Genomic DNA, 13155 nt, shown 5'->3' with positions numbered 1-13155 from the left:
TGCGGCTGATCGCATAAGTAATAAAAAAGCCTGAATCCAATTAAGGATGATTCAGGCTTGGAATAATTAAGTTTATATGTATTTACTTACTAAATATTTTATAAGGATTTTTCCTTCTCTATAATCAAATTAATTTTATCTGGTCCGTTGTTTGATCGTAGCCCGGCACAAATTATGCCGCATCCGCCAGAACAAACATGCCGTACGGATGGATTTCAAGATAATACTGCTCGCCGACGTCCGGTTGCAGACGCGTAGCGTTGACCTGCAATAATATCTCCTGCCCGTGCCATTCCACCGTCACTTCATACTGCGGCCCCATATAGGCGACATGGCGGATCACGCAGCGCTGGCTCTCTTCGCCGCGATCGCTGAGCGTGATCGCTTCCGGGCGCACACCGACCATCCCTTCACCCTGTGTACCAAAGTGCAGCGGGCGCGGCAGATGATAGCCGTAGATATCAACGTATCCGTCGCTGAAGGTTGCCGGGAACAGGTTGGCATCGCCCATAAAGCTCGCCATAAAGCGGGAGGCGGGCTGGCGGTAAAGATCCTGCGGTGAGCCGATCTGCATGATGTGTCCTTTGTTCATCACCAGCACGGTATCAGAAACCGCAAAGGCTTCGCTCTGATCGTGGGTGACGTACAGCGAGGTGATATCAAACTGCTTTTGCAACTCGCGGATCTTGTCGCGCATGCTGCGACGCAGGTTGGCGTCGAGGTTACTCAACGGCTCATCAAACAGCAGCACTTTCGGCTTGAGGATCAGCGCGCGGGCCAGCGCCACGCGCTGCTGCTGCCCGCCGGAGATCTGATCGACAAAGCGGTCTTCGAATCCTTCCAGATCCACCATCGCCAACGCCTCTTTGACGCGGGCTTTCAGCTCTGCGCGCGGTACGCCGAGCATTTTCAGGCCATAACCGACATTCTCTCCCAGCGACATATGCGGGAACAGGGCATAGGACTGAAACACCATACAGATATCGCGCTGCTGAATAGAGCGATGGGTGACGTCTTCGCCATCAATGAAAATTTGCCCTTCGCTCGGTTTTTCCAGCCCGGCAACCAGGCGCAAAATAGTGGTTTTGCCGCAGCCGGACGGGCCGAGCAGCGTCACCATTTGCCCCTGCGGGATGGTGAGGTTGATATTGTCGATTACCGTATTACTGCCAAATCGTTTAGTGACGTTGCGCAGTTCAACGAAATTTTTCTGAGTCATAGTGCGCTCCATTACGCCTGGTTTTTGGCTTTTGAACGGGAGGTACGTGATTCACCGATCAGCCAGTCAAAGATGAAAATAATCGCCAGCATCACCACGATCAGAATGGAACCGTAGGCAATCGCTACACCGTATTCGCCATCTTCCACGCGGTTGAGGATGTAAGCCGTCGCTACGCGGGTATCCGGCGTGACGAGGAACACAATGGCGCTGACGGTGGTAATGGCGCGCACAAAGCTGTAAATCAGCGCCGAGAGGATCGCCGGGCGCAGCAGCGGCAGCAGGATGTGCGTAATGGTACGCAGGGAACCGGCGCGCAGGCTGAGTGAGGCTTCATCGAGCGATTTATCGATTTGGCCCAAGCCCGCGATGCCCGCGCGAATGCCGACCGGGACGTTACGCATTACCATCGAGATAATGACAATCGCCGCCGTACCAGTGAGGTACACCGGGGCGCTGTTAAAGGCCAGAATGTACGACACGCCCGCGACGGTGCCCGGAACGGCAAAGCACAGCATGGTGGTGAACTCGATGGTCTTCTTGCCTTTAAACTGCTGGCGCACCACGATCCACGCGATCAGCAGGCCGAAGATCGCGGTGATCGGCGCGGCAATCCCGGCGTAGAGCAGGGTGTCGAGCAGTGAAGGCCACGCGCCATCGCTCATCCCCTGACCGAACAGTTTGGTAAAGTTCGCCAGCGTCAGGGTGTAGTCCACGCCCCAGTTGACGGTGAAGCTACCGTAGAAAATGCTGCCGTAGAGCAGGGCGTTAAAGGCAATCCACACTGCCAGCAGCGCGACCACACTCCATACCAGCGTTACCGGCAGCGGCTGTACGTCGCCCCGGTAGGATTTGCCGGAAACGGTGACGTATGAGCGTTTACCAATCCACATATACTGCACGCAAAACACCAGCAGCGAGAACAGCAGCAGGAAGGCACCCAGCGTACTGGCGGCCTGGTAGTCAAGCTGCGAACCGGTGATGTAGAAGTAGATTTGCGTTGCCAGCACGTCGAAGTTACCGCCGAGCACCAGCGGGTTACTAAAGTCGGCCAGCGACTGCACGACCACAATCAAAAAGGCGTTAGCCAGTGCTGGTTTCAGCAGCGGGACAAACACGCCGTTAAAGGTCTGCCAGCGGCTGGCACGCAGGGTGTATGACGCTTCTTCCAGCGACGGATGAATGGTTTTGATTGCTCCGTCGAGGATCATAAACGCCATCGGCGTAAAGGCCAGAACCTGCGCCAGCCAGATGCCGGTAAAGCCATACAGCCAGTTGGTGTTGGTTAAACCAAACCATTCGACCATAAACTCGGTGATGTAACCGGAGCGTCCCATCATCAGCGTGACGCCTAAACCGACGACAAACGGCGGAGTGACGATCGGCAAAATCGAGAAGATACGTCCGATTATGGCGCTGCGTCTGGCGATACGGGTGGTGTAGATAGCCAGTACCAGACCAAAGAAGGTACAGCCGACGCCGACGGCAATCGACAGCATAATCGAGTTGAGGATCACCTGAATGATATGCGCCTGCGACAGCACATTCATAAACGCCAGCGGGGCAAATTCCCCGGCGTCGTTGGTGAACATCGGAATGAAAATGGCGATGCTCGGCCAGACGATAAAAATACCGATCAGAGCGACAATCGCGGTAAGTGAGCCGATGACGAAACGGTCACCGCCCAGCCATTCGAGGCGGGTGAGTGCCAGGGTCATGATTGCGCCAAGCGCGACAAACAGCACGATGGTGGCATAGCCTAAGCCGCGACCCTCAAGGGTGGCGCTGGCGACAATAAAGGCCATACAGAAAAATGCCCAACCCGCGTCAAGATAATGGCGGCTGCGCTGTTCGCGCCTGGCTTCATGGAATGGGCGCACCAGCAGCAGGCTTGGCAGCAGATACCACAGCCAACTGATATTAAACTGCGACCAGCCGTAGGCGGTGAGTATTTCCTCCCGCGTTGACTCCAGCAGACCGTAGTCCAGGCTCCAGCTCGGCAGCAGGGCAAACGCCAGCCAGCCGAGCAAAACCCAAAGAAATATCGCATCCCGTTTTTTCACGGGATGGAGTGCAAGTGTGTGTGACATAGCGTTTCCGGTAATGTAGGCCGGGTAAGGCGTTTACGCCGTACCCGGCAAATGAACGCAACGTGGGCTTATTTACCCATCTTAACTTCGCTAACCCACTTATTGATCAACGCCTTACGTACGTCAGTCGAGCCGTACTTATCCATGTCGTAATTGATAAGCTTCAGGTCGTCGAGCTTCAGCGAGTTAGGAGAGGTCTCGGCAGTGGTGTTGGTCAGGATCTGATAGGATTTGCCTTTCTTCCACGCCAGCTCCTGCGCGTCCTTCGACAGCACCCAGTCAACGAACAGTTTGGCGTTGTCGACGTTGCGCGCGCCTTTCAGGATGCTGACGCCGCCGATTTCATACCCGGTGCCTTCGCAGGGGGAAATCAGCTCCAGCGGTGCGCCCTGTTCTTTTTCCAGCGAGTAGTCGTGCAGGAAGCCAATGCCGATAGCCGTTTCGCCGCGAGCGGCGTTACGCGCCGGGGCAATGCCGGATTTGGTGTATTGAGAGACGTTGGCATTGAGCTGTTTCAGGTAATCAAAGGCCTGATCTTCACCCCACAGTTGAGCAAAGGTCGCCAGCGCGGTGTAGGCGGTACCGGAGCTTTGCGGGTCAGCAATCTGGATTTCGCCTTTGTATTCCGGTTTGGTCAGATCCTTCCAGCATTTTGGCACCGGCAGGTTTTTCTCTTTCAGGCGCTGGGTGTTGACGCCAAAGCCCAGAATACCGACGTAAACCGCCGAAGAGAGGTTACCTTTGACCTTCGCGGGATCGCGGAATTTCTCCATGATCTGTTCGAGGTTTGGTGATTTATACGGCTGCAGCAGACCCATTTCACCGGCCTGGGATTGCGGATCCAGCGTACCGCCGTACCACACATCCGCCTGCGGGTTTTTCTTCTCGGCATCCACTTTCGCCAGCGTACTGCCCGAGCCGTTGCGAATGAATGAGGTTTTCACATCATATTTTTCACCGAAGGCTTTGGTTTCGGTTTCGCACATCTCGTTGGTGGCGCTGCAGTACACCACCAGACGGCCCTGCGCCTGGGCTGCGTTGCTGAAGGCCGCCAGCGTCAGAGCGGAAGCAATCAGGGTAGAGGTAAGCGTCAGTTTCATTGTTTTATCCTTTGACTGAGAGAAGGGGTAATGCCCGCAATGAGCAACGGCATCAGCAATAAACCCATAAAGACAGCGGCAACCGAGAGCAAACTGAACATTCCCGACCAGCCGTAATGTTCTATGACCAACGACAGCGGCCAACCCGCCAGCGCGGCCCCCAGATAGGCGAACAGCCCGAGAAAACCGGTGATTGAACCTGCCGCCGCTTTGTGTCCGCATTCAACGGCTGCGAGGCCAATTAGCATTTGTGGGCCAAACACAAAAAAGCCCACGGTAAAGAAACACACTGCCAGTAGCGCGTAGTGGTGCACTGGTGCCAGCCACAGTGCGGCGACGGAAACCATCAGCCCCAGCGTGAACAGCAAAATCATCGGCGCACGCTGACCGCTGAACAGCAGATCCGATCCCCATCCGGCAAACAGCGCCCCCAGCAAGCCGCCAACTTCAAACAGCATCACCGTGGCATTGGCGCTGAGCAGATTCACGCCGTGGCTTTCCGTCAGCCAGATGTTGCCCCAGTCGTTGAGCGCAATGCGGATCAAGTAGACCAATACATACGACACGCCGAGCAGCCAGATCATCGGGTTTTTCAGCATGGTGGTACGTAACATTTGCCACAGCCCCATCGGCGGGCTTTGCTGTTCCTGACGCAGCTCCAGCGGGTCATGCCGCCATTCCCCAACCGTGGGTAATCCTTCTTCCTGGGGCGTGCCTTTCAATTGCAGGGTGAGCCAGATTCCCAGTGCCATACTGATTATCCCCGGTGCCAGCATGGCCGCCTGCCAGCCCCACCAGTGGGCGGCAAAAGCGCTAATCAGCGGGATAATGGCGCCACCGATGTTGATCGACATATTCCAGCAGCCCCACCAGAAGCCACGTTCGTTGCGCGAGTACCAGTGGGTCAGCAGTCGGGCACAGGGCGGCCAGCCCCAGCCCTGAAAAAATCCGTTCAGCGTCCAGACCACCAGCAGCAGCGTCAGCGATTCACCAAAGGCGAACAGCACGTTTAAAACGCCGGTGGCAAACAGACCAATACCCATAAACGCGCGCTGTCCGTGGCTGTCGTGCCACAGCCCGGCGGTAAATTTCGACAGACCATAGGTCAGATAAAACAGTGACCCGAGCAAGCCGATATCGCCCTTATCCAGACCCAGGTCTGTTTGTAGCGCCGGGAGGACATAGTTAACGCTTTTGCGCGTCAGATAAAACGCGGCGTAACCAATTACCATACACATCAGCAGCCGGGGGCGTAGCGCCCGGTATTGTTGGTCTGTTTCGCTGGCTGAGCGTGTAGGCATGGCAGTCTCCGTTTGTGCTGACTATAGGAAAGTGAAAGCAAAAGGGGATGAGAGAAAGTCCGCAGTGACTAAGACTTTTTCCTGGTTAGCGACTGGTTTGTTGCAAATTTGTGGGCAGGTTAACAATTACTCGCGTGCCATTGTTTGATTCGAGCGTCAGTTCACCGCCAAGGGCGCTCACCCGCTCACGCATCCCCTGGATACCGAAACCGGGAATTTTTTCTGGCAGAATACCAACGCCGTTGTCAGCGACGTCCAGAAACAAGCAATGTTCCCGCTGGCGCAGCGTAATCGACACATCGCTGGCATCGGCATGTTTACAGACGTTATTGAGTAACTCCTGCAACAGGCGATACAGCGTGAAGCGCACCGTTTCGTTTTCTGGCGTATTTTCTAGCTGATAATCAAAGCGGCAGCGAATACCCCGTTCAGCAAAAGCAAATTCATTCACCAGATGATGTAGTGCATCTTTAAAAGACAGTTCATCGAGCGCGGGGGGGCGCAGTTGGCGCAGCAACTGACGGGTGGAGTGATGAATACGCCGGGCCAGGTCGTTGATTTGATTCGCAGCCTCAAGCGTTTGCTCACGACCCGGTGCGCGTTTGACCAGTTGCGACTGAATTTGAATGGCGGTGATGTTCTGACCAATTTCGTCGTGCAGTTCCCGCGCCAGGCTTTTGCGCGTGTTTTCTTCGGTGCGGATCAGCTGTTCGGTCAGCGCGCGACGCGCCGCCAGTTCGGTTTCCAGACGCTGGCGATAATGGTGCAGGTTTTGCGCCAAATGCTGCTGGCGGCTGATGGCGATCCCCAGGCCTATGCCGAGTAGCGCCTGGGTGGCGAGGAAAATCTCCAGCTCAAGCAGATTGCTGAACCCCACGCCTATCTGCCGGGCGATGGTGATCATCATACTGCCGAGCAATCCTGACAACACGCCGCCCTGCCAGCCAAATTTCCATGCCATCACCACGTTTGGTAAGAACACTACGATCAGCAACAGGCGCTCGATCTCCGGCGACAGCACCATTTGGGTGCCGATGCCAATAATAAAAAACAGGCTACACCAGATGATAAGCGAAGTGCGCAGCGGGGGATTGGTGGTATCCAGCCCGAGCAGATGATAGCGGTGCTGTTGGCGCAGAAATTCATAGATCAGATAGACAAACGGCGTCAGCAACACGCCACCGGTAAACGACGCCAGGCCAATCAGCGTTGCCGGGCTCTGGATAAACGGTGAAAGCAGGGCAGTATTGAGCAATGAGGTGAGCGTTACGGCGGCCAGCAGCAGCGTTAAGCGTTGCCAGTAAAGGGGAAAGCGGTGCCAGTATGACTGGCCGATGCTCGCCGGAATCAGGCTAATTAACGGCGCAGCCAGCAGGATATAGCCATTCAGTAATTGCTCGCTGTGCAGCCAGAACAACATCAACACCGGCGGTAGTATCAGCGCGGGCCAGTAACGGCGAGAAAGCAGAATTAACAGCGCGAGATAGACGCCGTGTGGCAGAAATAGCGCCGCCTGCTGGCCGTTGTGGGTCAGGTAAAACCCCAGCGTCCACAGCATCAGCCAGCCCGATCCCCAGGCCAGCAGAATAAACAGAGAAATAACCCAATGCCGAAGGTTACGCGACATTAATGCCCCGTCAATAGCTGGTGGTCGAGGGCAAAATGCACCAGATCGATGGTGCTGTGGCATTGCAGTTTGCCCAGCACGTTCGCGCGATGAACGTGCACCGTCTTGTGGCTGAGGTCGAGCTTGAAGGCGATCTCTTTTACGCTGTCGCCTTTGACCAACAGATCAAACACTTCACGCTCGCGCGGGGTCAGAACTTCCAGAACCTGCGCGGGCTGCTCGCCGCCGCGTAGCGCACGCAGCGCATCGGCACACAGGTAATGTCCGCCCAAGCCCACCGAGCGTACCGCCTGCACCAGTTCTTCCGGGCCGCAGCGTTTGGTCAGGTAACCACTGGCGCCAGCGTCCAGCGCGCTTTGCACAAACGTGGGCGAGTCATAAATGCTGAGAATAATGGCGCGAAAACCGGGCTTTTGTGTCCGCAGTCGTTTTAACAGACTCAGGCCATTTTCATCCGGCATGGCGATATCCATTACCGCGACGCTGACGTCATCATGCAGAAGTGCAGGCCAGGCCTCCGCCGCGCTGCTGTACTGACCGGTAACGTTAAGATCGTCTTCGAGACTGAGTAATTGCGCAAAGCCGGAACGCACCACCACATGGTCATCCACCAGCACAACATGAATCATGATATTGCTCTCTTGCTGACAATGGCCTCTATGATGCCTGCCAGCGCCGCGCTGGCAATCATCGTGGCGCGGATATGTAACGAATGTAACAAAATCGCAATAATTTGCCGGGTGTTGTAGAGCGGATAAGCGTAGCGCATCAGGCATTGATTGCCGGATGGCGGCGCAAGCGCCTTATCCGGCCTACGTTCCGTAATGAGCGAAATAGCTAACTATTGCCGCTTTTTTTCTAAAAACGCTTTGTTCTTAGCCAGAATTTTTAATTCCTTTATCAAATTGTGCCGCAACGAAATACTGCCCCCATAACAAGACAGGGGAGCAGACAATCATGGCTATTTCATCGCGTAACGCACTTCTTGCCGCACTGGCATTCATCGCATTTCAGGCGCAGGCGGTGAACGTCACCGTTGCTTATCAGACCTCCGCCGAACCTGCCAAAGTGGCGCAGGCGGACAACACGTTTGCCAAAGAGAGCGGGGCGACCGTTGACTGGCGCAAATTTGACAGCGGGGCGAGCATCGTTCGTGCGCTGGCATCCGGTGATGTGCAGATCGGTAATCTTGGCTCCAGCCCGCTGGCGGTCGCTGCCAGTCAGCAGGTGCCTATTGAGGTTTTCCTGCTGGCATCAAAGCTCGGCAATTCTGAGGCGCTGGTGGTGAAGAAAAACATCAGTAAACCGGAAGATTTGATTGGCAAACGCATTGCCGTGCCGTTTATTTCCACCACCCATTACAGCCTGCTGGCGGCGTTGAAACATTGGGGGATTAAACCCGGCCAGGTGGAGATTGTGAACCTGCAACCACCGGCGATTATTGCCGCATGGCAGCGCGGAGATATTGATGGTGCGTATGTCTGGGCACCTGCGGTCAACGCGTTGGAAAAAGACGGAAAGGTGTTAACCGACTCCTCGCAGGTTGGCGAGTGGGGGGCACCGACGCTGGACGTGTGGGTGGTGCGCAAAGATTTTGCCGAGAAGCATCCTGAGGTGGTGAAAGCCTTTGCCAAAAGCGCTATCGATGCCCAGCAGCCTTATATCGCTAATCCTGATGAATGGCTGAAGCAGCCGGAGAATATCAGCAAACTGTCACGTTTGAGCGGCGTACCGGAGGCGGATGTACCGGGGCTGGTGAAAGGTAACACTTACCTGACACCGCAACAGCAAACCGCTGAGCTAACCGGCCCGGTGAACAAAGCGATTATCGACACCGCGCAGTTCCTTAAAGAGCAGGGCAAAGTCCCCGCTGTCGCGACAGATTACAGCCAGTACGTGACCGATCGCTTCGTGCAATAAATAAGGAGGCGATGATGCTGCAAATCTCTCATCTTGCCGCCAGCTACGGTGGAAAACCGGCGCTGGAGGATATCAACCTGACGCTCGATAGCGGTGAACTGCTGGTGGTACTCGGGCCTTCCGGTTGTGGGAAAACCACGTTGTTAAATCTGATTGCCGGGTTTGTGCCGTATCAGCATGGCAGCATCACGCTGGCGGGTAACAGGGTTGACGGTCCGGGGGCAGATCGCGGGGTCGTGTTCCAGAACGAAGGTCTGCTGCCCTGGCGTAACGTGCAGGACAACGTGGCTTTTGGTCTGCAACTGGCGGGCGTGGACAAGCAGCTGCGCCAGCGTATTGCACTGGAAATGTTGCAGAAAGTCGGACTGGAGGGCGCGGGCAAACGCTTTATCTGGCAGCTTTCCGGTGGACAACGTCAGCGTGTCGGCATTGCGCGGGCACTGGCGGCCAACCCGCAGCTGTTGCTGCTGGATGAACCTTTTGGCGCGCTCGACGCCTTTACCCGCGAGCAGATGCAAACCCTGCTGCTGAAGCTGTGGTATGAGACCGGGAAACAGGTGTTGTTGATTACCCATGATATCGAAGAAGCGGTGTTTATGGCGACAGAGCTGGTATTGCTGTCCCCAGGTCCTGGTCGGGTGCTGGAACGACTGCCGCTTAATTTTGCCCGTCGTTTTGTGGCCGGAGAGTCGAGCCGCAGCATTAAGTCCGATCCGCAGTTTATCGCCATGCGCGAGTATGTGTTAGGTCGGGTCTTTGAACAACGGGAGGCATTCTCATGAGCGTGGTGATTAATGATAAACCCCGTCGCCAGCGGGTGCTGAACTGGCGCTGGCCGTTCTCGCGGCAGATTACCTTAAGCCTTGGTACGTTGGCCGTCATTCTGGCGGTGTGGTGGACGGTGGCGGCGCTGCAGTTAATCAGTCCGCTGTTTTTACCGCCGCCGGGACAGGTTTTACAAAAGCTGATCGTCATTGCCGGGCCGCAAGGGTTTATGGATGCCACGCTGTGGCAGCATCTGGCGGCGAGTCTGACGCGTATTGTTATCGCGCTGCTGGCGGCAGTGCTGCTGGGCGTTCCGGTTGGGATCGCGATGGGGCTGAGTCCTACGATGCGCGGCATTCTCGATCCGATCATTGAACTGTATCGTCCGGTTCCTCCCCTGGCCTATTTACCGCTGATGGTCATTTGGTTTGGCATCGGTGAAACCTCCAAGATCCTGCTGATCTATCTGGCGATTTTCGCCCCTGTGGCGATGTCGGCTCTGGCGGGGGTAAAAAGTGCGCAGCAGGTGAGAATCCGGGCTGCGCAGTCGCTGGGGGCCAGCCGTGCGCAGGTGCTGTGGTTTGTGATTTTACCGGGTGCCTTGCCGGAAATTCTTACCGGGTTGCGTATTGGACTGGGCGTGGGGTGGTCGACGCTGGTGGCAGCTGAACTGATCGCTGCCACGCGAGGGTTAGGATTTATGGTGCAGTCAGCCGGTGAGTTTCTGGCAACGGATGTGGTGCTGGCAGGGATTGCGGTCATTGCCGTTATCGCATTTATTTTAGAGCTGGGTCTGCGCGCGCTTCAGCGTCGCCTGACGCCCTGGCATGGAGAAGTACAATGAGTGAACGTCTGAGCATTACCCCGCTGGGGCCGTACATTGGCGCACAAATCACTGGTGCGGATTTGACGCGTCCGCTGAGCGATAATCAGTTTGAACAGCTTTATCATGCGGTATTGCGCCACCAGGTGGTGTTTCTGCGACAGCAGGTGATTACGCCACAGCAGCAGCGCGCACTGGCGCTGCGTTTCGGCGATCTGCATATTCACCCGGTCTACCCACACGCCGAAGGGGTAGAGGAAATTATCGTACTGGATACCCATAACGATAATCCGCCGGATAACGACAACTGGCACACCGATGTCACCTTTATCGACACGCCGCCTGCCGGGGCGATTCTGGCAGCAAAAGAGCTGCCATCGGCCGGGGGAGACACTCTATGGACCAGCGGAATTGCAGCTTATGAGGCATTGTCTGAGCCGTTTCGTCAGCTGTTGAGTGGCCTGCGGGCAGAGCATGATTTCCGTAAATCATTCCAGGAATATAAATACCGCAAGACACCAGAAGAGCATCAGCGCTGGCTGGAGGCCGTCGCTAAACATCCACCGTTGCTACATCCGGTGGTGCGGACCCATCCGGTAAGCGGTAAACAGGCACTGTTTGTGAATGAGGGATTTACTACGCGAATTGTCGATGTGACGGAAAAAGAGAGCGAGGCGTTACTAAGCTTTTTATTCGCGCATATCACCAAACCGGAGTTTCAGGTGCGCTGGCGCTGGCAGCCCAACGATGTGGCGATTTGGGATAATCGCGTCACGCAACATTATGCCAATGCGGATTATCTGCCGCAGCGGCGTATTATGCACCGGGCGACGATCCTTGGGGATCAGCCTTTTTATCGGGCGGGTTGATTGTTGGTGGGGTTTTACTTATCGGGCCTGGAACTGTCGGCCCGATAAGGTGAAGTCGCCATTCGGCAACAAAGTGGTTAGCGCAGGATTTTTTTCTCAGCCAGAGCCAGTGCGAAGTAGCTGAAGATCAGATCCGCGCCAGCGCGTTTGATCGAGCCTAAGCTTTCCAGAACCACTTTCTCTTCATCTATTGCACCTGCCATCGCCGCGAATTTGATCATCGCGTATTCACCGCTGACCTGATAAGCGCCAATCGGCAGCTCGGTGCGCTCGCGGATATCACGCAGAATATCGAGATACGCGCCAGCCGGTTTGACCATCAGGCAGTCTGCGCCCTGGGCTTCATCCAGCAGCGATTCGCGAATCGCTTCACGGCGATTCATCGGGTTCATTTGATACGTTTTACGATCGCCTTTCAGCGCCGTGCCTGCGGCTTCACGGAACGGGCCGTAGAAAGAAGAGGCAAACTTGGTGGAGTAGGACATGATCGCAGTATCGGTGAAGCCCGCGGCGTCCAGCGCCTGGCGAATCGCCTGTACCTGGCCGTCCATTGCGGCGGAAGGGGCGATGAAATCTGCGCCCGCTGCTGCGGCAACGACTGCCTGTTTGCCGAGGTTGGCAAGGGTTAAATCGTTATCAACGCCGTGATCGCATAACACGCCGCAGTGACCATGCGAGGTGTATTCACAGAAACAGGTATCGGACATGACGATCATTTCTGGTACGGTCTGCTTACAGATACGCGACATGCGCGCCACCAGACCGTCTTCTTTCCAGGCATCGCTGCCGGTCTCATCGGTGTGATGAGAAATCCCGAAGGTCATGACCGAGCGGATGCCTGCATTAGCAATACGTTCGATTTCGCGCGCCAGGTGTTTCTCTGGTATGCGCATCACGCCGGGCATGGCGTCGATAGCTTTGTAATCGTCGAGTTCTTCTTCAACAAAGATCGGCAACACCAGGTCATTTAAGCTGAGTGTTGTCTCTTCAAACATAGCGCGCAGCGCAGGGGATTTGCGCAGGCGACGAGGGCGTTGGATTAGGTCTGTCATGGTATGCCTGATGTTTGTGGAATCGAAGGCCGTAGTATACCCGAACCTGAGGGCGAGAGGTTTACGAAAGTTGGCGTTATGCCGAGGTTATGGTGATGTTACCAATGCTTGGTATTATGTGTTATCTCTATTTTTGCAATTATGACTATTTTAAATAGTGATTAGTTTTATGGTGAATTTAGTTTAATTTAATTTTTAATTAAGTGACGGGATTTAACGGTATTTATTTGCTGACGTTTGATTTTTAAGTTAATCATAAGCTCAATATATTGTTTTGCCAATGCCTTTACATGTAACTGTCTAAAATAAAAATGATTTTTACGTTTGTTTTCTGTTTCGAATAATTTGCATATCTATTGTCCGTAATCGGACTTAAGCCAAAGAATAAT

The 13155-nt window shown here is 55.1% G+C and carries 11 protein-coding genes; 4 read left to right on the top strand and 7 right to left on the bottom strand.

The window, feature by feature from the left end:
* Positions 1–172 precede the first annotated feature (172 nt).
* From fbpC to JQN59_RS17705, 6 genes are all read right to left on the bottom strand, one after another.
* Positions 173–1219, bottom strand: a complete 1047-nt coding sequence (fbpC, locus tag JQN59_RS17730) for a ferric ABC transporter ATP-binding protein (RefSeq protein WP_000192349.1) — start codon at positions 1217–1219, stop codon at positions 173–175.
* A gap of 11 nt (positions 1220–1230) precedes the next feature.
* Positions 1231–3309, bottom strand: coding sequence for an ABC transporter permease (locus JQN59_RS17725; protein ID WP_032942495.1), 2079 nt, complete (start codon positions 3307–3309; stop codon positions 1231–1233).
* A 68-nt stretch (positions 3310–3377) separates the two neighbouring features.
* Positions 3378–4409: an ABC transporter substrate-binding protein gene (locus JQN59_RS17720; protein WP_003830932.1), complete on the bottom strand. Its 1032-nt coding sequence runs from the start codon at positions 4407–4409 to the stop codon at positions 3378–3380.
* Positions 4406–5710 (bottom strand): MFS transporter family glucose-6-phosphate receptor UhpC, encoded by a 1305-nt coding sequence (gene uhpC / locus JQN59_RS17715; RefSeq protein ID WP_060682680.1) that lies wholly within the window; start codon positions 5708–5710, stop codon positions 4406–4408. The genes JQN59_RS17720 and uhpC overlap by 4 nt, the downstream gene beginning before the upstream one ends.
* 85 nt (positions 5711–5795) lie before the next feature.
* The gene (locus JQN59_RS17710) at positions 5796–7337 is read right to left on the bottom strand and encodes an MASE1 domain-containing sensor histidine kinase (protein WP_103015009.1); all 1542 of its coding nucleotides are present in this window, start codon (positions 7335–7337) and stop codon (positions 5796–5798) included.
* On the bottom strand, positions 7337–7966 hold the full coding sequence (locus JQN59_RS17705; RefSeq protein WP_048214815.1) for a response regulator transcription factor: 630 nt from the start codon (positions 7964–7966) through the stop codon (positions 7337–7339). Before JQN59_RS17705 ends, JQN59_RS17710 begins: the two co-directional genes overlap by 1 nt.
* Before the next feature lie 328 nt (positions 7967–8294).
* Here JQN59_RS17705 and tauA point away from each other — a divergent pair, with 328 nt between their 5' ends.
* The 4 genes from tauA to tauD are packed head-to-tail and all read left to right on the top strand — an operon-like array spanning position 8295 to position 11714.
* Positions 8295–9257: a taurine ABC transporter substrate-binding protein gene (gene tauA, locus JQN59_RS17700; RefSeq protein ID WP_003830936.1), complete on the top strand. Its 963-nt coding sequence runs from the start codon at positions 8295–8297 to the stop codon at positions 9255–9257.
* A 14-nt stretch (positions 9258–9271) separates the two neighbouring features.
* Complete coding sequence (tauB, locus tag JQN59_RS17695) at positions 9272–10039, top strand: taurine ABC transporter ATP-binding subunit (RefSeq protein ID WP_048214814.1); 768 nt, start codon at positions 9272–9274, stop codon at positions 10037–10039.
* Positions 10036–10866 carry a taurine ABC transporter permease TauC gene (gene tauC / locus JQN59_RS17690; RefSeq protein WP_048214813.1) on the top strand — a complete coding sequence of 277 codons (831 nt, stop codon included), beginning with the start codon at positions 10036–10038 and terminating at the stop codon, positions 10864–10866. The genes tauB and tauC overlap by 4 nt, the downstream gene beginning before the upstream one ends.
* On the top strand, positions 10863–11714 hold the full coding sequence (gene tauD / locus JQN59_RS17685; RefSeq protein WP_048214812.1) for a taurine dioxygenase: 852 nt from the start codon (positions 10863–10865) through the stop codon (positions 11712–11714). The genes tauC and tauD overlap by 4 nt, the downstream gene beginning before the upstream one ends.
* A gap of 77 nt (positions 11715–11791) precedes the next feature.
* Here the strand turns inward: tauD and hemB are convergent, their stop codons facing one another.
* Positions 11792–12766 (bottom strand): porphobilinogen synthase, encoded by a 975-nt coding sequence (hemB, locus tag JQN59_RS17680; protein ID WP_149607788.1) that lies wholly within the window; start codon positions 12764–12766, stop codon positions 11792–11794.
* Positions 12767–13155: the final 389 nt, after the last annotated feature.

Source organism: Citrobacter sp. B72, assembly GCF_016894305.1.
Classification (GTDB): domain Bacteria; phylum Pseudomonadota; class Gammaproteobacteria; order Enterobacterales; family Enterobacteriaceae; genus Citrobacter; species Citrobacter portucalensis.
The sequence above is the reverse complement of the archived record's forward strand: the minus strand, read 5'-3'. Positions and strand labels throughout refer to the sequence as shown.